The organism is Stenotrophomonas sp. GD04054 (genome assembly GCF_029836955.1).
In the GTDB taxonomy this organism is placed as follows: domain Bacteria; phylum Pseudomonadota; class Gammaproteobacteria; order Xanthomonadales; family Xanthomonadaceae; genus Stenotrophomonas; species Stenotrophomonas maltophilia_A.
Window position 1 is genome coordinate 215,976 of record NZ_JAOECR010000001.1, and the last position, 22,009, is coordinate 237,984.

A 22,009-nucleotide genomic window follows, 5' to 3' on the forward strand; every position below is an offset into this window, starting at 1 on the left:
CACCCCCTTCCCGGAGCCCGCCTTGCAGCCCTTGACCTCTCCAGCCCCCGTCAGCCGGGAATTGATCCGCCTGGATGCGCGGGCGCTCGACAAGGCCGACGCCATCACCCAGGTGGCGCAGATGCTGGTCGCCGCCGGCTGCGTTGCGCCGGCTTACGAGGCCAGCATGGGGCGTCGCGAGGCGTTGGCGAACACCTTCCTCGGCCACGGCGTGGCCATTCCGCACGGGCTGGGCGAGGACCGCCACCTGGTGCGCCGCGATGGCATTGCCGTGCTGCAGTTTCCGGAAGGCGTGGAGTGGAATCCGGGCCAGGTCACCCGGCTGGTGGTCGGCATTGCCGCGCAGTCCGATACCCACATCACCCTGCTGCGCCGGCTGACCCGACTGATCCAGGATGACGCGACCCTGCAGCGCCTGTTCACCACGGCCGATGCGAGCGAGATCATCAGCGCGCTGGCCGGCGATGTTGCGACCACGGCCCCCACTGTGCCGGTGACTGACCTGGCCGACCGTTTCGACTGGACCATCGCCTATCCCAACGGGCTGCACGCACGCCCGGCCACGCGCTGGGCCGAAACAGCGCGCGGCTTCGCGGCCCGCGCACAGGTCCGAGCGGGCGATCAGGCTGCCGATGCCAAGAGCCTGGTGGCGCTGCTGCAGCTCGGGTTGCGCCATGGCGACGCGGTCAGCGTGTCTGCTGAGGGCGCCGATGCCCCTGCCTTGCTGGCCGCGCTGCGCAAGGTCATGGACGGGCTGGTGGCACAGGAAAGGGCCGATGCCGAGCGCGCGGCGCAGCGCAAGGCCGCGCCGGTTGCGGGCTGGAATCCGCCCGACGCACAGGCGGCGATCGTCGGCATCGGCGCCAGCCCAGGCCTGGCGATCGGCCCGGTGCATGTGCTGGCCAGCACGCATGCCGACGTTGCTGACCGCCCCACCCCGCTCGGCGAAGGCGGCGCACGCCTGCAGGAGGCGCTCAGCCGCACCCGCCAGCAGCTGGCTGCACTGCAGGACGACACCCAGCGCCGGCTCGGCGCCTCGGATGCGGCAATCTTCAAGGCGCAGGCCGCGCTGCTCGACGACACCGATCTGATTACCCGTACCTGCCAGCTGATGGTCGAAGGCCATGGCGTTGCATGGTCCTGGCACCAGGCCATCGAGCAGATTGCCTCCGGGCTGGCTGCCCTGGGCAACCCGGTGTTGGCCGCGCGCGCCGCCGACCTGCGTGACGTGGGCCGGCGCGTACTGGCACAGCTTGATCCGTCCGCGGCGGGTGGCGGCCTTGCCGACCTGCCTGCACATCCTTGCATCCTGCTCGCTGCTGATCTGTCGCCGTCCGACACGGCCAACCTCGATACCGGTCGCGTGCTTGGCCTCGCCACCGCGCTGGGCGGGCCGACCTCGCACACCGCGATCCTCTCGCGCACGCTGGGCCTGCCGGCGCTGGTTGCCGCGGGCGCGGAGCTGCTGACGATCAGCGCGGGGAGCGAGGCGATCATCGATGGCAGCAGCGGGCGCCTCTATCTGTCTCCGTCCGAGGCCGATCTCGCCTCGGCCCGTGCGTGGATCGCCGAACAGCAGCAGATCCGCGAGCGTGAAGCGGCGCAACGCGCGCAGCCGGCACAGACCCCTGACGGCCACCGCATCGACATCGGCGCCAACGTCAACCTGCCCGAGCAGGTGCCGCTGGCACTGGAGCAAGGCGCGGAAGGCGTCGGCCTGATGCGCACCGAATTCCTGTTCCTCGAGCGCGGGAGCACGCCCAGCGAGGATGAGCAGTACGCCACGTACGTGGCGATGGCCAAGGCACTCGACGGCCGCCCGCTGATCGTGCGCGCGCTCGATATCGGTGGCGACAAGCAGGTCGCTCACCTGGAGCTGCCACGCGAGGAAAATCCGTTCCTCGGCGTGCGTGGCGCGCGCCTGCTGCTGCGCCGCCCCGACCTGCTGGAACCACAGCTGCGTGCGCTGTATCGCGCGGCGAAGGACGGCGCACGCCTGTCCATCATGTTTCCGATGATCACCTCGGTGCCCGAGCTGATCGCACTGCGCGCCATCTGCGAACGGTTGCGCGCCGCGCTTGAGGCACCCGAAGTGCCGATCGGGATCATGATTGAAGTCCCTGCCGCAGCAGCCCAGAGCGATGTACTGGCGCGCCATGCCGACTTCTTCTCGATCGGCACCAACGACCTGACCCAGTACGTGCTGGCGATCGACCGCCAGAACCCGGAACTCGCCGCCGAGGCCGACAGCCTGCACCCGGCCGTGCTGCGCGCGATCCGCGCCACGGTGGAAGGTGCACGCCTGCATGGGCGCTGGGTTGGCGTCTGCGGCGGCCTGGCCGGCGATCCCTTTGGTGCAATGCTGCTGGCCGGCCTGGGCGCGGACGAACTGTCGATGACCCCGAACGACATCCCGGCCGTGAAGGCACGCCTGCGTGGCAACGCGATGACCGATCTGCAGGCGTTGGCCAATAGTGCACTCGACTGCGAAACCGCCGAGCAGGTACGTGCGCTCGATGGAGTGCGCGCATGAGCGCCCGCGCCGTCACCATCACTCTGAATCCGGCGATCGACCAGACCGTGCGACTGGCGCACCTGCAGCCGGGCCATGTGCATCGTGCCCGCAGCTCGCGCGACGACGCCGGCGGCAAGGGCATCAACGTGGCCGCCTGCCTGGCCGATTGGGGTGTGCCGACCACCGCGCTGGGCGTGCTCGGCGAAGGCAACGACGGCGTGTTCAGCGCAGTGTTCGCCGAGCGCGGCATCGCAGACGCTTGCCTGCGCATTGCGGGCCGCACCCGCACCAACATCAAGCTGGTCGAAGAGGCCAACGGCGAGACCACCGACATCAACCTGCCCGGCCTGTCACTGCGTGATGCCGATCTGGACGCGGTATCGCGCCGACTCGACGCCCTGCTCCAGCCGGACCTGCCGGTGGTGCTGTCCGGCAGCCTGCCGTCCGGGCTGCCAGCCGATGCATGGGCGAGACTGCAGGCGCAGGCGAGCGCCGCCGGTGCGCGCGTACTGCTGGATACCAGTGGCGACGCGCTGGCCGCGGCGTTGAGCGGCGCACAGGGCGCACTGCCCTACGCGATCAAGCCCAACCGCCACGAACTGGAGGCTTGGACCCGTACGCCGCTGCCGGATCGCAGCGCCCTGCGGGCCGCAGGCCACGCCTTGGTTGAACGCGGAGTTGCGCTTGTGGCGATCTCGATGGGCGCCGACGGCGCGTTGTTCATTGATCGCAGCGGCGCCCTGATCGCGCGACCGCCGCGACTGGCACGCGACAGCACGGTCGGTGCTGGCGATGCCATGGTCGCCGGCATCGCCGCCGCCTTGCTGGAGCCCTCCCTCGATCTGGCTGCCTGCGCACGACTGGCGACGGCGTTCTCGATGAGCCGGCTGGAGAGCGGCGACGCGCGACAGCTGGATCCGGCACAGGTGCGCGCGTGGACCGGCCACGTACTGATCGAGCGGTTGGATTGAAACCCCTGCAGAGGGAGCTGCGGCTGGCCCGCCCCCTCCTGCAAGGACGAACCCGAAGAATTCCAGGAGTTCCCATGCAAGCTTCCACCGTAGTCATCGCCGCAGGCGAACGCAGCATCGAGGCGGTGCTTGCCGCCGAAGCGCTGCGCCGCGCTGCCCGCCAGCAAGGGGCTGAACTGGCGATCGAAATCCGCAGCGACCAGGGCGTGACCGGGGCACTGCCCGCCACGCAGGCCGCCGCCGCAACGCAGCTGCTGCTGGTGGGTGACGGCGAGGCGGATCCCGCGCGCTTCGGCAGCGCCCAGATCGTACGCGCCAGCCTCGGTGAGGTGCTGGACGACCCGCTTGCCGTGCTGGCGCAGCTTGCCGCGACGTCCGGAACCGCGCCCGCCGCGGACGCCAGCAAGCACATCGTCGCCGTCACCTCCTGCCCGACCGGCATCGCCCACACGTTCATGGCGGCCGAAGGCCTGCAGCAAGCCGCCAAGGCATTGGGCCACGCGATCCGGGTGGAAACCCAGGGCTCGGTCGGCGCGCAGGACGCATTGAGCGACGAAGAAATCGCTGCCGCCGACCTGGTGCTGATCGCCGCCGACCGCGAAGTCGATCTGTCACGCTTTGCTGGCAAACGCCTGTTCAAGAGCGGCACAAAGCCGGCGATCAATGACGGCCAGAACCTGATCCGCAAGGCGCTGGCCGAGGCCAGCGTGCAGGCGGGCACGGCAGCTTCAGGCCGCACCACCGAAAAGGCTAGGGCCACCGGCCCCTACAAGCATCTGATGACCGGCGTGTCGTTCATGCTGCCGTTCGTCACTGCCGGCGGCCTGCTGATCGCACTGGCGTTCGCACTCGGCGGCATCTATGCCTTTGACGATGCACACAAGGGCACGCTGGCCTGGTCGCTGTTCCAGATCGGCGCCAAGTCCGGCTTCATGCTGATGGTGCCGGCGCTGGCCGGTTACATCGCCTACTCCATCGCCGATCGCCCGGGTATCGCGCCGGGCATGATCGGCGGACTGGTGGCAGTCAACATGGATGCGGGCTTCATCGGCGGCATCCTGGCCGGCTTCATCGCCGGCTACGGTGTGCACTGGATCAATCGTGCGCTGCGCCTGCCGCGCAGCCTGGAAGGCCTCAAGCCGGTGCTGATCCTGCCGGTGCTGGGCACGCTGCTGGTCGGCCTGCTGATGATGTATGTGATCGGCACGCCGGTCGCCGGGTTGCTGGCCTGGTTGACCGACTGGCTGCGCGGTATGCAGGGCAGCAGTGCGATCCTGCTCGGCCTGCTGCTGGGCGGAATGATGGCGGTGGACATGGGCGGGCCGGTCAACAAGGCCTCCTACGCGTTCTCCACCGCACTGATTTCCAGCCAGGTCTACACGCCGATGGCTGCGACGATGATCGGCGGCATGACGCCGCCGCTGGGCATCGCGCTGGCAACGTGGTTGTTCAGCAACCGCTTCACCGCCGAGGAACGTGGCACGGCCGGTGCCGCGGGCGTGCTCGGCCTCAGCTTCGTGACCGAGGGTGCGATCCCCTACGCCGCGCGCGATCCGCTGCGCACCATTCCAGCGCTGATCCTTGGCTCTGCCGTGGCCGGTGCGATCTCGATGGCCGCAGGCGTGGAGCTGAAGGTGCCGCACGGTGGTGTGTTCGTGCTGCCGATCCCGAACGCGGTCACCCACCTTGGCATCTACCTGCTGGCGCTGGTGGCCGGCGTGGCCGTCACCGCCGTCGCGCTGCGCGTCCTCAAGAAGCCGGTCACGGCTCCCACCCTGTAATAGGAACCTCGCCCATGACCTCCCCTTCCCGCCGCCTGTTGCCGGTAGCGATCCTGCTGGCCCTGCCGTCCGTGGCCGCAGCCGCCGGCACGAGCGACGTCTTCACCCCCAAGCTGGCGTACACCGGTGAAGCAGCTGCCACGCTCGACGGCGGCAAGCGCAGCGGCACGGCGTATGCCGGACAGCTGATGTTCGGCGCCGACGTGAACCTGGATGCTGCGTTTGGCTGGCGGGGCGCGACGATCAAGGCCTACGGTATCAACCGCCATGGCACCAACCTGGCCAACAGCAGCACTGGCAACAGCACCTCGGTGCAGGAAATCTACGGCGGCCAGGGCACGCGCCTGGCCAACCTGACGCTTGAACAGAAACTGCTGAACGACCAACTGGTGCTGGAAGCGGGGCGCAGCGTCGCCAACATCCATCACCTCGGTTCGGAGCTGTGCCAGTACTTCCAGGGCAATTCGGCCTGTGGCAACCCGACCTACGTATTCCGCACCAGTAATTTCACCTGGTGGCCGGTATCGAGCTGGATGGCCGATGCCACGGCCTGGGTGACGCCCGATGTCTATGTGCGCGTCGGCGCCTACCAGGTCGACCCCAGCCAGGCCGAGGACGGCCAGCACGGCCTGGAATGGAGTACCAGTCAGGCCACCGGCTGGATCGTGCCCTATACGCTCGGTTGGCGCAGCCCTGCTTCGGCACGACTGAATGCCCGCTACGAACTCGGTGGCTGGCAGGACAACTCGACCTATCTGGATCCGCTGCGCGATGCCAACGGCGCCCCGGCGCTGCTCAGCGGCCAGAACTATGCGAACCGCCGTGGCCGTTCCGGGGTGTTCGCCCGCTTCGAGCAGCAACTCACCGGGGATGGTGCCGGGCGCGGCCTGACCCTGTTCGGTGCGGCGCTCAAGGGCACCTCCGGCCAGTTGATCGAGGATCATTTCCTGCAGGCGGGCGTGGTGCAGAAAGGCACGTTCGCCGGCCGGCCGCAGGACAGCATCGCTTTCGTTGTGACCCAGCAGAAGTACAGCGGCATCGCCTTGGAGAACCTGCGCCTTGCCCGCGCCGCGGCAGGCGGTAGCGGCACGCCGCACGGGAGCCAGGTCATGATGGAACTGAGCTATGGCATCCAGCTCACCCCGCAGCTCCGGATCGCACCGAACCTGCACTACATCGTGCATCCGGACCAGTTCAACGAACCTGCCCGCCAGCGGGACCTGCCGAATGCGTTGATTGCGGGCATGCGGGTTGATTGGAGCCTGTAGGGACAAGGGGTGCCGGCCACCGGCCGGCACTACCCTCTGGGGCTATTAATGTGACGCGTCACGACGGAGCTGGTTTCAGCCTGCCACCCCAACCCCTTTACCTGCCTCACCCAGTCGCAACGAGGCCAGATAGCGGCAGTACTTGCCGATGAAGAGGCCGGTGAATCCGCCTGCCAGCAGCAGGTAGGCGGCACTGAAGCCGGCGCTGGCGGTCAGCGACGGCGACACCGCAAATGCGACTTCGAAGCCGTACTTCACCAGGAAGGTGATCAGCAGCAGCGGCAGCAGGCTGAAGTCCGCGTTGCGCCAGAGCTTTCCGGTAGCGCCCTCCAGGGTCAGCTTCACGTGGCCCAGCAGCAGCCATCCCAGTGCCGCCCCGGTGCCGATGCCGACCAACCACTCGCCCCAGGCGGTCAGCGAGGCGCCGAAGCGATGACTGATCGACCACGCGCCCCACACGGCGAACAGGACGGGCACGATCGCCAGCTTCTGCAACGAAGTCTCACCCGGTTTCATGGCGGCGATGCCACGCGTGACCAGGAACGCCAGGAGCAGCCAGACCCAGATCGGCGTCTGTGCGGCGAGTTGCTGGAGCATGTTCATGAGCGGTCCCCTTGGTGAGTGGTGGCTGAGTGGTGGCGAGGCGCCCTCGCCTTGGCGCTCACTATTCGCTTCCCCCAAGGTTGCAGCCAGTGACAGCTGTCAGCCTTCGTAGGTGATGTGGCGGCGTGCCACGCTGCCAACAGCCACAGTGCGGACCCACCCGGGACACCCGCCTCATCCGCTCGGCCTGCTCGACCCGCGATACCATTGCCACAATGCCGCTGCGAGCTGATACGCCATGCGCAACGATCCTGTCCGGCGCCACCTGTGTGCAGCACTACTGGCTGCCGGCTGCGGCCTGTCTGCCCGCTCTGCACTGGCGAGCCGGCGTACTTCAGGCAGCTGCAGTTCGCTGGCCGCGCTGCTGCGGGCCGAGCAGCAGCCTGGCCTGGCGGCCGTTCTGGTAGATCATGGGCGCATCGCCGCGCTAGCCACGGCGGGCCGACGCACCGACACCCGGCCCTCACCGATTGATCGCCATACCGTGTTCGAGCTGGGATCGATTACCAAGGTGTTCACGGCGCTGCTGGTATTCCGGCTCCAGCAGCGACAGTTGCTCGACGTCACGGCGCCCATCGGCCTGTATGTGGAGGGACTGCCTTCAGAGTGGGCATCCACTTCACTGCTGCGGCTGCTGAGCCATACCTCCGGCATTCCCAATTATTTGAATGAAGACAACTTCCTGCGATTGATGCCGACGAGTCCGCAACCCCGTGAACTGTTGGCAGGGGTGGAGCAGATGCCGCTGGAGTTTGCGCCAGGTACGCGGCATGCCTATTCCAATACGAACTACATTCTGCTCGGTCTGGCCATCGAACATGCAACCCGCATGGATTACTGGAACGTTCTCCAGGAAGAGATCCTGTCGCCGCTAGGCATGCGCGACGCGGGACCGCGCCGCTCAGAGGATCGGCGCCGGATTGCCCAGGGGCATCTATTCCAGGATGGCCAGTGGCACGACCCACCGCCCACTGCTGCGGGTTCGGCGTGGGCGGCCGGCAGCCTGTTGGCGAGCATCGATGACATGGCACGCCTTGCTGTGGCATTGGACCAGGGTCGGCTGCTACCTGATGGTGCGCTGAGGCGCATGTGGTGCGACACGGTTCTTTCCAGCGGAAGCAAGGCGGGCTGGGGGGCCGGCTGGCAGGTTGCCGATGACGGCAATGTAGTCGGTCACGGAGGCGGAACCGCAGGCTTTACTGGGTACTTGCGGCACGTTCCTGCGCAACGAAGAACGGTCGTGGTCCTGATCAATCGTGCCGGAGACATCAATCCCCAGCGCATTGCAGAGCGCCTCGATCTTGGGATGCGCCGCTGCCCGGATTTTCAGCCGCCGCTGCTGTAAATGCTCCGCCGATACTGCTCCACCCACTCCAGCGATGGCGCGATACCGCCGAACGGGAACAAGTGCGGGCTGACCGGGCCATGGGCGTCCGTCAGCCCTTTCACCAGCCGATCGACGAATACCTCCGGCCCCGCCGTGCCGAGCAGCCGGCCGATCGAGATGCCATACCGCGCCAGCATCGATGCACTGGCACCCACGCCGCACATCGCGGCGTAGCGCGCCAGCCGCGCAATGCTGGCCGGGCCCGGCACGCCCACCAGTACCGGAACCGTGATGCCACGGGCGCGCAGCGCATCCAGCCAGGCCAGCACGATATCGGCATCGAAGGCGAACTGGGTGATGATCAACGGCGCCATGCCCTGCACTTCGATGGCCTGGCATTTGCGTTCCAACACGCGCCATCGATCCTCGGCGGTCATCACCGGATGGCCTTCCGGATGCCCGCCGATGGCCACAACCTTGATGCCGCAACGCTCAAGAAGGCCGGTCTCGATGATCGAGGTACTGTCGGCATACGGCCCTGCGGGCGCAGAAAGATCACCGGCGATCAGCAGGCACGTCTCTACCCCCGCTTCGCTGGCGGCGCGTTCCAGGAACCGCTCAAGCGCCGCACGCGACCCGATGCGGCGGGCCGAGAGATGCGGCATCGGCTCGAAGCCGAGCTCGCGCACCGTGCGCGCGGCCGCCAGCCGGGCGTCGTCGTCCTCGCTCGCCAGGTAAGGGATCGAGATCGTCGTTCCCGGAGCGATGCGATCCGCTTCCGCGCGCAGTGCCGGCATGGCCTTCGCGCTCACTTCCAGAGAAAACGCGTTGATGAAGGCTTCCGCCCGCTGCGATCCAGGTGCAGGCATCAACGCGCTCCGCCCACATTGCCGGCAATCGGCGTGCTGTTACGCGCCAGCTCGACGAAGGCCTGCAGATAGTCGATACCCGTATCCGCCTCGCGCGCGCCCAGGTAGATCTGCTTGGGAATGCCCTTCGCCCCCAGGCGCACCGGCACCACGTCCATGCGTGCGGCATATTCCTCCACCAGCCAGCGCGGCATCGCGGCCACGCCACGGCCGCTGGCCACCATCTGCATCATGATGTCGGTGGTTTCGATAGTCTTGTGGCGCCGCGGCGTGATGCCCGCCGGCAGCAGGAACTGGTTGTAGATATCCAGGCGCTCGAACGGTACCGGGTAGCTGATCAGCACTTCCTGGCCGAGCTGGCGCGGCTTTACGTGATCCACCTTGGCCAGGGCGTGATTCCTGGCCACCACCAGCACTTGCTCGTAGTCGAACACGGGCACGAACTTCAGGCCCGGCTTCAGCAGCGGATCGGGCGTGACCAGCAGATCGATCTCGTAGCCGAACAGTGCACCGATGCCACCGAACTGGAACTTCTGCTTGACGTCCACATCCACGTCCGGCCAGGCCGCCAGGTAGGGCGAGACGATCTTCAGCAGCCACTGGTAGCACGGGTGGCATTCCATGCCGATGCGTAGCGCGCCGCGCTCGCCCTGGGCGAACTGGCCCAGCCGCTCTTCGGCCAGGTCCAGCTGCGGCAGCACGCGATTGGCCACCGCCAGCAGGTACTGCCCGGCCTGGGTCAGGCGCAGGCTGCGGCCTTCGCGCAGCCAGACGTCGGTGCCGAGCTGCTGCTCCAGCTTCTTCATGCTGTGGCTCAGGGCTGACTGGGTCAGGTTGAGTACGCCGGCGGCAGCGGTCAGCGAGCCCTGTTGCTCGACCTGCTGCACGATGCTGAGGTGGATCCGTTCCAACATGACGATGAATACCGCTCATGGATTGGTGAAGTAATACCATTTTACGTCATGGAAGGGCATGACTAGGATCGGGTCATGCCTTCGGTCGCCTGCCAGCCCGGTCACCTCGCCGGCCTGCAGGACTGCGCCCCCGCAGATTGCCCGAAGGAGCCCCTCCCCTGCTGAAAACGAACAGATGACCCGCCCCCTCCGTATCGTCGCCGTTTCCGGCGGACTGCAGCGCCCCTCCAGGGCTGCAACCCTGGCCGAGCACCTGCTGGACCTGATCGGCGAGGACGTTGCCTGCGAGCCGCACCTGATCGAGCTGGGCGAACTGGCGCCGCAGCTGGCCGGTGCGCTGTGGCGCTCGCAGCTGCCCGAGGCTGTGGAGCGGCAGCTGGTGGCCGTTGAACAGTCAGACGTACTGGTGGTGGCCACGCCGGTCTACCGCGGTTCGTACACCGGCCTGTTCAAGCACTTCTTCGATTTCATCCACCAGGATGCGCTGGTCGACACCCCCATCCTGCTGGCCGCCACCGGCGGCAGCGAGCGCCACGCACTGGTGATCGATCATCAGCTGCGGCCGCTCTTCAGCTTCTTCCAGGCGCGCACCCTGCCCCTCGGCGTCTACGCCACCGACCGCGATTTCGCCGAGGGCCGCGTGCACAACGACGCTCTGATCCAGCGCGCACGGCTGGCGGTGCAGCGGGCGATGCCCCTGCTTGCCCTGTCCCATCGCGCAGCGCCTGCCACTGCCGAGACCGCTGCAGTCCTTTGAATGCCGAATGCCAGCGACCCGCATTCGGATGTCACCTCCGCAACCCGGAACGCCGCCCATGACGACCGAGAACTTCACCTTCAGCATCACGCGCATCCCTTTCAACGAGGACTACCAGCCCGCTGACGGCACGCGCATCACCACCAACTTCGCCAACCTGGCTCGCGGCGAGTCCCGCCAGGAGAACCTGCGCAACACGATCAGCATGATCAACAACCGCTTCAACGATCTGGCGCACTGGGACAACCCGAGCGCGGACCGCTACGCCGTTGAGCTGGACATCATCTCGGTGGAGATGCACATCGATGGAGCCGACGGCAGCGATCCGTTCCCGCTGATCGAAGTGCTGCGCCCGACCATCGTCGACACGCACACCGGCGCGCGCACCGAGGGCATCGTCGGCAACAACTTCTCGTCCTATGTGCGCGACTACGACTTCAGCGTGGTACTGCCGGCCAGCAACGAGGGAAAGGCCACCTTCGGCATTCCGGAAGGCTTCGGTGATCTTCACGGCAAGCTGTTCCAGCACTTCCTGGAATCGGAGGCCTACCGCGCCAATTTCAGCAAGGGGCCGGTAATTTGCATCAGCGTTTCCAGCAGCAAGACCTACCACCGCACCGAGAACCACCATCCCATCCTGGGCGTGGAGTATCGCCAGGGCGAGTTCTCCCCCACCGACCAGTACTTCGACAAGATGGGCCTGCAGGTGCGCTATTTCATGCCGCCGGGCAGCGTCGCGCCGCTGGCGTTCTACTTCCAGGGCGACCTGCTGGGCGACTACTCGAACCTGGAGCTGATCGGCACCATCAGCACGATGGAAGCCTTCCAGAAGATCTACCGGCCGGAGATCTACAACGCCAATTCCGTGGCCGGCAAGGTCTACCAGCCCAGCCTGAAGCACCAGGACTACTCCTCCACCCGCATCGTCTACGACCGCGAAGAGCGCAGCCAGCTGGCGGTCAAGCAGGGCAAATTCACCGAAGAGCACTTCATCAAGCCGTATCGCGCCGTGCTTGAGCAGTGGGCTGCCCGCTGATCCACCGATTTCCCATTCGCCCCAGGACACAGAACGCAATGTCGACGAAGAAACTGCTCCCTACCTCCACCGCCGGCAGCCTGCCCAAGCCCTCCTGGCTGGCGGAGCCCGAAAAGCTCTGGTCGCCCTGGAAACTGCAGGATGAAAGCTTGACCGAAGGCAAGCAGGATGCCCTGCGCCTGTCCCTGCAGGAACAGCAGCACGCCGGCATCGATATCGTCAGCGACGGTGAGCAGACCCGGCAGCACTTCGTTACCACGTTCATCGAGCACCTCAACGGCGTCGATTTCGAGAAGCGCGAAACCGTGCGCATCCGCAACCGCTACGACGCCAGCGTGCCGACCGTGGTCGGCGCCGTGAGCCGCCCCAAGCCGGTGTTCGTGGAGGATGCGAAGTTCCTGCGCCGGCAGACCACGCAGCCGATCAAGTGGGCACTACCCGGGCCGATGACCATGATCGACACCCTGTACGACGCGCACTACAAGAGCCGAGAGAAGCTGGCCTGGGAATTCGCGAAGATCCTCAACGAGGAAGCGAGGGAGCTGGAAGCCGCTGGCGTCGACATCATCCAGTTCGACGAGCCCGCCTTCAACGTGTTCTTCGACGAAGTGAACGACTGGGGCGTGGCCGCACTGGAGCGTGCGATCGAAGGACTGAAGTGCGAGACTGCCGTGCATATCTGCTACGGCTACGGCATCAAGGCCAACACCGACTGGAAGCAGACGCTGGGCTCGGAATGGCGCCAGTATGAAGAGTCGTTCCCGAAGCTGCAGACCTCCAACCTCGACATCATCTCGCTGGAATGCCACAACTCGCACGTGCCGATCGATCTGATCGAGCTGGTGCGCGGCAAGAAGGTGATGGTGGGCGCCATCGACGTGGCTTCCAGCACGGTGGAGACGGCTGAGGAAGTGGCCAACACCCTGCGCAAGGCGCTGCAGTTCGTGGATGCCGACAAGCTCTACCCGAGCACCAACTGCGGCATGGCGCCGCTGGCGCGTGACGTGGCACGGGGCAAGCTGCGTGCGCTCAGCGAAGGGGCCAGGATCGTGCGCGAGGAGCTCTCGGCGTAACCGCTGCAAGCGATCTGCGTCCGGACCTCTGTGCGGGGTCCGGACGCATCGGCACTCAGCGCTTGCGCGCGCGCCGTTCGGGGCACTCCTTCGGATCGAACAGATCGTAGGTCTGCTTGATGGCCAGATTGCGGATCGCCCTGCGGTTTCCCTGCGCTGCAGCCTCACAGGTCCAGTAGATATCCTCTTCCTGGTCCTGGGGCACCCCGCGCCCGATGGAGTACAGGTATCCCAGCTCGGCCTGTGCAGGCGCGTAGCCCGCCATTGCCGCCTTGCGATACAGGTCGGCGGATCGGGCCTCATCCTTCTGTACGCTGATACCCTTGGCATACATCAGGGCGAGCCTGGTCTGCGCCTCCACATCACCGCCATCGGCAGCCGCTGTGAATGCTTCAACCGGGCCAAACGCGCCGGGCGTGTCCATCTCGGCACACCACACCTCGTTCTCCTTGCGATTCAGGCACAGCTCCAGACGGGCCTCCTTGACTCCCGCTAGGCCGAGCTCCTGCACGGCTGCCCTGGCATACCACTGCATGGCCTGGGCCTCGTCTTTCGTGAGGCCGGCGCGTCCCTTCTGATAGAGATTGGCAAGGCTGTACTGCCCGGCCGGCGAGCCGAGTTCAGCGGCTCGGCGGAGCCACAGGACAGCCTGGGCATCATCCTGCTGCGGGCCCAGGCCCTGCAGGTACATGATCCCGAGATCGGACTGTGCGTCCGCATTGCCCTGATCGGCAGCCTTGCGTACCCAGTGCAGGGCCTGAGCGGAATCCTTCGGCACGCCATTGCCTCGCAGATACAGCACACCCAGCATGGACTGTGCCGGCGCATAGCCCTGATCGGCCGCCTTGCGGTACCAGTCCGCTGCCTTCGCTGCGTCCCTGTCGACGCCTGCGCCGCGCAGATACCTGTCCCCAAGTTCATTCTGGGCTTCCGCGTTGCCGGCCTTCGCCGCAGCCATCACGCGATCCCGCTCGGCCGCGTTGTCATTGCCAAGTGCAGGCGTGCTGCAGGCCAGGGCAGCCAGCCCCGCACAGAGTGCGACGCGCCGCAGGGCGCCAATCCATTCTTCCGTGAACGTCTGCATTCTTGATCAACTCCAGATGGATGCCGCAGGTAGACCCGGCAGGTGCCTCGATCAGCAAGTGATCGGGGCCGGGGGCGGCATTATAGGTGCGCGCAGGACCACGTGGCCGAGGTTCTATCTGGGTAGCGGGCGTGCCTGCTCCTGCGCTCGCGACATCGCAGGGGTCCGTCTCAGCGCCAGCGCCTCCTTGATCCGGCCCATCTCGCGCGCCCCGGCCTCGGCCAGGCGGCGGGCCTGCTGCCGCTGCTCCCGCGTAGGCGCCGGAGGTGATGGAGCACCGGTATCTACCAGCCGCGCCACCGCATCGCGCAACCGCAACTGCGGGCAAAGCCGGGCGGCACACCAGCGCTCGGCGTAGCGCTTGGCCTGGCGAGCATTCACGGCGGCCACGACCTTGGGCTGGGGTGATTTCCGCGCGGCGAGGAACAGGCGGACCCCGAGCACGGCATGCGGCACGACGTTGGCCACACAGCGGCCGTTCCACCACAGGTCCCAGCGGTCACCGCTCTGCACCCAGCCGGAGGGCCGGGTAGCGGTCATGAAATCGGGAGGGCTGGAGGGTGAATGCATGGCCCGAAGAATACGGTCGGCCGTCGCATGGAATGAGATTGCGGAGTTGCGCTGGCGACCTCTCAACGCTTCTGCCGTAGCGAAGCCCTCTCACCACTCTGGGCCGAGCAGCTTCTCCACCTCGGTTTCGAGCTTCTTTGCGGCTTCGGCCTGCGAGGCTACCTTGATGCACAGCCCGGACTGCGCGGGACCCGGAGTCAACTGGTAGCGGTTGATGGTGCCGCCGCCGTCGCCATCCAGCTCCACCCGGGCCACCAGGGTTCGGCCGTTGGCATTGAAGATCCAGTCCCGGTATTCGGACATCGTTGATTCCATGCGTGACACTTTGAGTGGCCTTCACTCTAAGCGGAGCGACGGTGAAGAGCGCCCGAAGAAAACGTTCGCGGAGCGTGGGTGCCGGGGGCACGCGGCAAGCAGACAAGCATGGGCTGGGCTCCACAGCTCGGGCGCGGCTCACGGAGTATGATGCCGCCTTCCCCGAACTGCCGTGATTGCAGCGGGCGCGCTCCTGCGAGGTACGCGTCGGCGCCGCTGAGACACCCCGCCCGATGCTCGTTTCCTACTCCTCTTTCCTCATCTGGGCGGCCGTGGCCGTTGCCACCGTCGGCCTGCTGTTCCGGCCGTTCCGCATTCCGGAATATGTGTGGGCACTGGGGGCTGCCCTTCTGCTTCCACTGCTGGGAGCGGTGTCGTTCGGCACGACCTTGCACGCGGTGGCCGAGGGGCGCGATGTCTATCTGTTCCTGGTCGGCATGATGGTGCTGGCCGAGCTGGCCCGGCGCGAAGGCCTGTTCGACTGGCTGGCGTTGTACGCGGTCCGTCATGCGGGAGGCTCGGGACGACGCCTGTTCGACCTGGTGTTCCTGGTCGGCACGCTGGTGACCGTGTTTCTTTCCAACGATGCCACGGCAGTGGTGCTGACCCCGGCGGTCTACGCAGCCTGCAAGGCGGCCCGTGCCAACCCCCTGCCCTATCTGTTCGTCTGTGCGTTCATCGCCAATGCGGCCAGCTTCGTGCTGCCCATTTCCAACCCGGCCAACCTGGTGGTGTACGGCCAGCACATGCCGCCCTTGATGCAGTGGTTGGCACAGTTCGCGCTGCCGTCGCTGGCCGCGATCGGCGCCACCTATCTGGTGCTGCGCTGGGTGCATCGGCGCGAGATCGCGCAGCCGCTGGTGGCGGCGCCGGCGCATCGCCCGCTGACCGAAGGCGGCCGGCTGAGCGCGCTGGGCGTGTTGTTCACCGGCACCGTGCTGCTGGTGACCTCCGCACTGAACGGCCCGCTCGGCCTGGCCACGTTCTGCGCAGGCACGCTGAGTGTGGCAGTGGTGGCGATGCGCCAGCGGCGCAGTCCGTTGCCGCTGCTGCGCCATGTGTCATGGGGCGTACTGCCGCTGGTGGCTGGCCTGTTCGTGCTGGTGGAAGCGGTGGCACAGACCGGTGTCATCCAGACGGCGGCCAGCGCGCTGCAGGCCGTGGCGCAGGCAGCGCCACACCGGGCCAGCTGGCTGGCCGGTGCCGCGGCCGCGCTGCTGAGCAACGTGGCCAACAATCTGCCGGTCGGCCTCGCCGCAGGCTCGCTGGGCCAGATGGCCGACCTGCCGGCGCAGACGCGCGCCGCATTGCTGGTCGGCGTGGACCTGGGCCCCAACCTGTCGGTGACCGGCTCGTTGGCCACGATGCTGTGGCTGGTGGCGCTGCGCCGCGAGGGCGAGCATGTCAGCGCGCTCGACTTCCTGCGCGTCGGCGCGCTGGTGATGCCGCCTGCGCTGATCGGGGCACTGTTGCTGCTCTAGTCGGGGGCTGCCGGGCGCCCCCCGGACTATGGGGTCTTGCCTGCAGCAATCTTCCCGACCAGGGCATCGATCGCCGCTTCCATGGCATGCGCGGTCTGGTCGCCACTCTGATTGGTGATCACGAAGATGCCCAGATCGTGCTCGGGCATGATGTAGATGTAGCACTGTGAGCGCGGTACGCCACCGTGATGGGCATAGTAGAGGCCCTTCTGGCGATCGCCGGCGACGATGTTCCAGAAGTAGCCGATGCTGAACTCGTCGTCGAATCTGGCCAGGGCGCGATGCGATTCCTTTACCACCGGCCCATTGGCCAGTTGGAACTGAAGGTACTTCACCATGTCCGGGACGGTTGCTTTGACGTTTCCGGAAGCGCCCCATGGCAACTGCGGCATCGGCGTGGTCGGTACGGGGTTGTCGCTGTGATAGCCGGCCGCCAACCGCGGCGCTTCGGCATCATCCAGCCTGATCCGGAGGCCGGTCATCGCCGCGGAGTCGCTGAAGAAGCCACGCAGCAGTGATGCGTAGTCGGTCTTGTAGGCCACCTCCAGAACATGCGCCGCCAGCTCGGTCCCTGCGCTGGAGTAGGCGTATTCCTTGCCTGGCATCCGCGGGATCTGCACGGCGTGCAGGTCCCGGAGGAAATCCGTCTTGCCGTAGTGCGCGTAGAGCGCATTGAGTTCGCCCGGCGTGCGGTGATCGGTAAAGTCCTCCAGTACCGTGTTCGCGCGCTCCGGCAGCATGTTCGGCAGGCCACTGGTGTGCGACAGCAGGTGGCGGACGCGGATGGGTTGGCCCTGGTACTGCAGGTTGGGATAGTCGCCCTGCAGGTACGTGCGAACGTCATCCTCCAGGCCCACCCTGCCTTCCAGCACCGCATTGGCCATCAAGGTGCCGGCCAGCGTCTTGCTCAGTGAGCCGATCTCATAGAGCGTGGCATCGGTCGGCGCGCCGGCTGTACCGGCCACCATGTCGCCGCGATGGCGGATGAAGGTCCTGCCCCGGTACACCACGCCGATGGAGGCCGAGTGCAGCAAGGGCTGCTCGATCAGGGTCTGCGCAACCTCGTCGATCTCTGCCCCCGGTTCCTTCGATGGCGCCTTCCCGCCCGTGCATCCGGCACCAAGGAGTACGACGGACACGACGAAGGCATGAAACCAACGTCTGTTTCGAACGGTCATCGAAGTGGCTTCCATGCGTTGGCGCTTGAAGGGCGATCAGGAAAGAGCGCTCACGATAGCCGATTGTGGAGGCGAACACGCTGGCTGCGGAGCGCCTCCTGGCCCTAAGCATCGCCCCTGAGATCAATCACCCGGTCAGTCGGGCTCACGATACCGCGCCGATGGGTGATGGCCACTACGGTTACATCGTTCGCCAGTGCGCGGATATGGTCCATGATCTCGCGTTCAGTGGCCTCATCCAGCGCGGAGCTTGCCTCGTCCAGGAACAGGATCGCCGGCTCGCCATACAGTGCACGGGCAATCGCGATGCGTTGGCGTTCACCGCCGGACAACTTCAGGCCGCGCTCGCCCACCGTCGTTTCAAGGCCCTCGGGCAGCGCCTCGATCAACGGCAGGATCGCAGCCTTGCGTGCGGCACGCTGCAGCCGATCATCATCGCGTGCGCGCCCCAACAGGATGTTGTCGGCCAGGCTTTCGTTGAGCAGGATGACATCCTGCGGAACCACCGCGACAGCGGCATGCCAGGCCGCACGGTCGATCCGGGACAGGTCAAGGCCATCGACCAGGATCCGGCCACGCTGGGGATCGATCGATTTCAGGGCGAGCTTGAACAGCGTCGACTTCCCTGCCCCGGTCGGCCCGATCAGGAAATTGATGCCGCCACGTTCGGCCTCGAAGGACACATCGCTTACCCCGCGACCGTTGCCATAGCGGTGGCTGACCCGCTCGAACGCCAGGCCACCGCTTTCCCCGGCGAAGCGCTGGGCATCGGCCACCTGCTGCTCCTCGGGCGCCGCCCACAAGGTGGAAAGCGGAGCCAGCATGCTCCACGAGCGCGCGACGTCATCGATCGAACGGGCGATCATCTCGAACGGCATGTTGAGCTGGAGCAGCAGCAGATTGAACAGGACGATGTCGCCGACGCTCAGACCGCCGCTCTGGTAGCGCGGCAGCAACAGATGGAAGGTAACGATGAACTCGACCGCCAGGCCGATGCCCAGCAGCGCAATGAAGCCGATCCGCTGCAGTACGTAGGCGCGCCAGCTGTCGCGCACTTCCTGGGCCTTCTGCTCGAAGCGCTGCACCATCCAGGCGCTGCCGCCGAACTGGCGCAGCGTCTCCATGGCATTCATGGCATTGCCGACGAAGCGCGCGTTCTGCTGGCCGGCCTCGACCGCAGCTTCGCGATGGATGCGTGCGCGCCGGGTAGCGATGGCGGAAAGCGTGACGGCTACCGTGCCGTAGGCCAGCACGATGGCCACCACCTGCAGATTGATCAACGCACCCAGCGTTATCAGCGTCAGCAGGATCTGCAGCGCACTGGGAATGAAGGCCACCAGCCCCAGCTGCACCACGATCTTCAGCGCGCCACGGCCTTTCTCCCCTGCAACCTGCAGCTCGGCGGCGTTGTATTCCAGGAAGAAGCTGTTGGTCTTCTTCAGCAGACGGGCGAAGTAGCGGGTACTGGTGATGAAGCCAAGATTCTCGCCGCTGAGGAACGACAGGTACTGCACGGTGTTCTGCAGGGCGCTGCCAGCGCCAAGCATGACCGCATACAGCAGGAAGCCGCCCGCGAGAGCGCCGACCCCGTCGATGGGCAGACGGTCGATCAGGCGTGAGAAAAGATAGGGCGCCGCAACATTGGCCAGGCTGGACAGCACGACACTGCCGGCGATGAGCAGCAGCAGCCTGCGGTCGGCCTTCCAGTACGTGCCCAGGATTTCAGCGACGGGCGGCGGAACAGCAGTCTTCTTCATCGGCCTGGTTCCGGCGTGGACTCAACCCCAGAATGATATGCTATAACATATCCATTCAGGAGCGACGTAGCCACGTCGCAGGCCACTTTCGGATGGGATCGATGGACCGGGGAATGACGAACGTATCCGCTGCCATGCCACGCGCGCTCATGGCCCTCAGCATTGCCGCTGCACTGTTGGCCAGCGTGCCTGCGATCGCCCAGAACCCCGGCGATGCCCGGCGCTCGCGGGCCGCAGGCGCAGCACCCGAGGCGCCGACCGCCACCCTGGACAAGGTGCTGGTGGTCGGCAGCAACATCCGCGATGCCATTGGCGGAGGCGCCTCGCCGGTGATCGTGATCGACAAGGAGGCCATCGACCGCACCGGCGCGGCCACCGTGCAGCAGCTGTTCGAGAAACTGCCGCAGAACTTCGGCGGTGGCGCCAATGGTGCCAACGTCGCCAATCTTGGCGTCGACCGCGATACCGGCAACAACTTCGGCCAGGGCACCGCCATCAATCTGCGCGGTCTGGGAACCGGCACCACGTTGACCCTGATCAACGGCCACCGCGTGACCTCGTCGAACCGCTACCAGTACGTGGATGTCTCGCTGATACCGCTGAGTGCGGTGGAACGCGTTGAGATCCTCACCGATGGTGCCTCGGCCATCTATGGCACCGATGCGGTCGGCGGTGTGGTCAACATCATCCTGCGCCGCGACTTCACCGGGTATGAGACCGCTGTGCGTTACGGCGCCGTGACCACCGGCGGCATGGAGGAATACCAGGCCTCGCAGTCGGCAGGCTGGTCGTGGGATGGTGGCCATGTGCTGGCCAGCTACGAGTTCCTGAAGCAGCGCAACCTGCCGGCGGTGGACAAGGATTTCTCGAAGAACGTGCGGGTCAAGCCGTACGACCTCTACCCCGGTTCGAAGCGCCACAGCCTGTACGTGGACGGCGTGCAGCAGCTCAGCGATGTGCTGACCCTGAACGTGACCGGCTCGTTCGCCAAGCGCGAGATGGACACCACCATTTCCGGCACGGCCGACGAAACCCGGTTGTTCCCGCATACGCGCCAGTTCGACCTGTTCGCCGGACTCACCCTGGATCTTCCACGCGGGTGGCAGGCGCGCCTGGATTCGGGGTTCGGCAGGAGCGATGTGTCCTATCAGCGCACCACCATCACCGGCAGTTCGGCCAGTACGGCGCCACCGACCGATACGAACTCCGAATCCCGCTACCTGGATGTGGTCGCCGACGGCGAGTTGTTCAACCTGCCCACCGGGCCGATACGCGCAGCGTTCGGCGCGGGCTACCGCCGCGATGGCTATGAGCTGATCGATCATCGCGGCCTGGAAAAGCCACTCGACCTGCATCGAACGATCAGGTCCGCCTTCGGCGAGCTCAACATCCCGCTGCTGAAGGACATGCCGGGCGTGCGCAGCCTGTCCCTGACCGCCGCAGCGCGCTATGACGACTACAGCGATTTCGGTTCCACGCTGAACCCCAAGTTCGGCCTGCTGTGGGAGGCGACCCAGGGGCTTTCGTTCCGCACCAGCTACGGCCGTTCCTACCGGGCGCCGGTGTACCAGGACATGCAGTTGAACAACACCGTGGTGGTGGCGAACGTGCCCAATCCGAGCGCAGCCAGCGGCAACACCATCCTGATGATGCTCTCCAATGGCAATCCCGATCTGGGCCCCGAACGGGCCAAGACCTGGACCGGCGGTTTCTCGTTCGCGCCGCCGTCGCTGCCGGGGCTCAAGATCGATGCGAACTACTACCACATCGAATACGCCGACCGTATCGGCAGCGGCTTCGGCGGCAGCTTCCCGTCGCTGTTCCTGCAGTCCACCGCACCTTACGCAGACATCCTGACCACCAATCCCACGCAGCAGCAGATCCAGCAGGCACGCCAGCTGGGCGTATCGGGGCTGGGCCTGTTCGTCTCGCGCGTGGGGCCATATGCGTTGCCGCCAGGCACGGACGAAACCAACAGCCAGGTGATCCTCGACAACCGCTTCCGCAACAACGCCTTTACCCGGCAGCGTGGTGTCGACTTCAGCGGATCCTATGGCTTCGATGCCGGCCAGACCCACATCGGGCTGAACCTGGCCGGGCAGTACATCATCGAGTCGAAGCGGCGCGTGACCAGTACGTCGCCCGAGGTGGATGCGGTGAATTCGGTGTACTACCCGGTGGACCTCAAGATGCGCGGTGGCATCGTGCTGAGCCGGCAGCAGGCCGCGGCGGGGATCTTCGTGAACTACGTGGACAGTTATCGCGACCCCGCCAATGTCGCCCGGCCCCACGTCAGCTCCTGGACGACCGTAGATCTGAACCTCGCCTACCACTTCGGTGCATCGGCGGACCCGCAGCGTGGCACATCGCTTGCGTTCAACGTGCAGAACCTGTTCGACCGGGATCCGCCGTTCATCGTCAACAGCATCAACACCGGCTATGACCCCACCAATGCAACAGCGCTGGGTCGCTTCCTGTCCATGACGCTGACGCACCGCTGGTAAGCCGCC

General features: G+C 66.3%; 18 protein-coding genes. 10 read left to right on the forward strand and 8 right to left on the reverse strand.

Annotation, left to right across the window (positions count from 1 at the left end; all coding sequences use genetic code 11):
- Nucleotides 1-22: 22 nt before the first annotated feature.
- The 4 genes from ptsP to N7573_RS01080 all read left to right on the forward strand — a co-directional run bounded on the left by ptsP (nucleotide 23) and on the right by N7573_RS01080 (nucleotide 6,535).
- Nucleotides 23-2,533, forward strand: a complete 2,511-nt coding sequence (ptsP, locus tag N7573_RS01065) for a phosphoenolpyruvate--protein phosphotransferase (RefSeq protein ID WP_279911807.1) — start codon at nucleotides 23-25, stop codon at nucleotides 2,531-2,533.
- Nucleotides 2,530-3,486 carry a 1-phosphofructokinase gene (gene pfkB, locus N7573_RS01070; protein ID WP_279911808.1) on the forward strand — a complete coding sequence of 319 codons (957 nt, stop codon included), beginning with the start codon at nucleotides 2,530-2,532 and terminating at the stop codon, nucleotides 3,484-3,486. The genes ptsP and pfkB overlap by 4 nt, the downstream gene beginning before the upstream one ends.
- A gap of 74 nt (nucleotides 3,487-3,560) precedes the next feature.
- Nucleotides 3,561-5,267: a fructose-specific PTS transporter subunit EIIC gene (locus N7573_RS01075; protein ID WP_279911809.1), complete on the forward strand. Its 1,707-nt coding sequence runs from the start codon at nucleotides 3,561-3,563 to the stop codon at nucleotides 5,265-5,267.
- Nucleotides 5,268-5,281: 14 nt separating this feature from the next.
- Nucleotides 5,282-6,535 (forward strand): carbohydrate porin, encoded by a 1,254-nt coding sequence (locus N7573_RS01080; RefSeq protein WP_279911810.1) that lies wholly within the window; start codon nucleotides 5,282-5,284, stop codon nucleotides 6,533-6,535.
- A gap of 75 nt (nucleotides 6,536-6,610) precedes the next feature.
- On the opposite strand, the gene N7573_RS01085 is transcribed toward N7573_RS01080, so the two are convergent.
- Nucleotides 6,611-7,138: a DUF6622 family protein gene (locus N7573_RS01085; protein WP_279911811.1), complete on the reverse strand. Its 528-nt coding sequence runs from the start codon at nucleotides 7,136-7,138 to the stop codon at nucleotides 6,611-6,613.
- Between the two features lie 238 nt (nucleotides 7,139-7,376).
- Between N7573_RS01085 and N7573_RS01090 the strand changes: the two genes are divergently transcribed.
- A complete protein-coding gene (locus N7573_RS01090) occupies nucleotides 7,377-8,483 on the forward strand; it encodes a serine hydrolase (protein WP_279911812.1) in 1,107 nt (368 codons plus the stop codon).
- Here the strand turns inward: N7573_RS01090 and N7573_RS01095 are convergent.
- A complete protein-coding gene (locus N7573_RS01095; RefSeq protein ID WP_279911864.1) occupies nucleotides 8,465-9,334 on the reverse strand; it encodes a methylenetetrahydrofolate reductase in 870 nt (289 codons plus the stop codon). The two genes, N7573_RS01090 and N7573_RS01095, sit on opposite strands and share 19 nt — an antisense overlap.
- Nucleotides 9,334-10,248 (reverse strand): LysR family transcriptional regulator, encoded by a 915-nt coding sequence (locus N7573_RS01100; RefSeq protein WP_121503309.1) that lies wholly within the window; start codon nucleotides 10,246-10,248, stop codon nucleotides 9,334-9,336. Before N7573_RS01100 ends, N7573_RS01095 begins: the two co-directional genes overlap by 1 nt.
- A 175-nt stretch (nucleotides 10,249-10,423) precedes the next feature.
- Between N7573_RS01100 and msuE the strand changes: the two genes are divergently transcribed.
- From msuE to N7573_RS01115, 3 genes are read left to right on the forward strand one after another with little or no spacing between them, the layout of a single operon-like run.
- Complete coding sequence (msuE, locus tag N7573_RS01105; protein WP_279911813.1) at nucleotides 10,424-11,005, forward strand: FMN reductase; 582 nt, start codon at nucleotides 10,424-10,426, stop codon at nucleotides 11,003-11,005.
- A gap of 58 nt (nucleotides 11,006-11,063) precedes the next feature.
- Nucleotides 11,064-12,041, forward strand: a complete 978-nt coding sequence (locus N7573_RS01110; RefSeq protein ID WP_121503311.1) for a DUF1852 domain-containing protein — start codon at nucleotides 11,064-11,066, stop codon at nucleotides 12,039-12,041.
- A gap of 38 nt (nucleotides 12,042-12,079) precedes the next feature.
- Nucleotides 12,080-13,114, forward strand: a complete 1,035-nt coding sequence (locus tag N7573_RS01115; RefSeq protein ID WP_107431956.1) for a methionine synthase — start codon at nucleotides 12,080-12,082, stop codon at nucleotides 13,112-13,114.
- Nucleotides 13,115-13,169: 55 nt separating this feature from the next.
- On the opposite strand, the gene N7573_RS01120 is transcribed toward N7573_RS01115, so the two are convergent.
- From N7573_RS01120 to N7573_RS01130, 3 genes are all read right to left on the reverse strand, one after another.
- Nucleotides 13,170-14,198 (reverse strand): tetratricopeptide repeat protein, encoded by a 1,029-nt coding sequence (locus N7573_RS01120; RefSeq protein WP_279911814.1) that lies wholly within the window; start codon nucleotides 14,196-14,198, stop codon nucleotides 13,170-13,172.
- 114 nt (nucleotides 14,199-14,312) lie between these two features.
- The gene (locus N7573_RS01125) at nucleotides 14,313-14,834 is read right to left on the reverse strand and encodes a hypothetical protein (RefSeq protein ID WP_279911815.1); all 522 of its coding nucleotides are present in this window, start codon (nucleotides 14,832-14,834) and stop codon (nucleotides 14,313-14,315) included.
- Nucleotides 14,835-14,858: 24 nt separating this feature from the next.
- The gene (locus tag N7573_RS01130) at nucleotides 14,859-15,071 is read right to left on the reverse strand and encodes a hypothetical protein (RefSeq protein ID WP_012511105.1); all 213 of its coding nucleotides are present in this window, start codon (nucleotides 15,069-15,071) and stop codon (nucleotides 14,859-14,861) included.
- Nucleotides 15,072-15,316: 245 nt separating this feature from the next.
- Between N7573_RS01130 and N7573_RS01135 the strand changes: the two genes are divergently transcribed.
- Nucleotides 15,317-16,564, forward strand: a complete 1,248-nt coding sequence (locus tag N7573_RS01135; RefSeq protein WP_279911816.1) for an arsenic transporter — start codon at nucleotides 15,317-15,319, stop codon at nucleotides 16,562-16,564.
- Nucleotides 16,565-16,590: 26 nt separating this feature from the next.
- Here N7573_RS01135 and N7573_RS01140 read toward each other — a convergent pair whose 3' ends face one another.
- Both N7573_RS01140 and N7573_RS01145 read right to left on the reverse strand, forming a co-directional pair.
- Complete coding sequence (locus N7573_RS01140) at nucleotides 16,591-17,742, reverse strand: serine hydrolase (RefSeq protein WP_279911817.1); 1,152 nt, start codon at nucleotides 17,740-17,742, stop codon at nucleotides 16,591-16,593.
- Between the two features lie 104 nt (nucleotides 17,743-17,846).
- Nucleotides 17,847-19,499 (reverse strand): ABC transporter ATP-binding protein, encoded by a 1,653-nt coding sequence (locus tag N7573_RS01145; RefSeq protein WP_279911818.1) that lies wholly within the window; start codon nucleotides 19,497-19,499, stop codon nucleotides 17,847-17,849.
- A 113-nt stretch (nucleotides 19,500-19,612) separates the two neighbouring features.
- On the opposite strand from N7573_RS01145, the gene N7573_RS01150 reads away from it, so the two are divergent.
- Nucleotides 19,613-22,003, forward strand: coding sequence for a TonB-dependent receptor (locus N7573_RS01150; RefSeq protein ID WP_279911819.1), 2,391 nt, complete (start codon nucleotides 19,613-19,615; stop codon nucleotides 22,001-22,003).
- Nucleotides 22,004-22,009 lie beyond the last annotated feature (6 nt).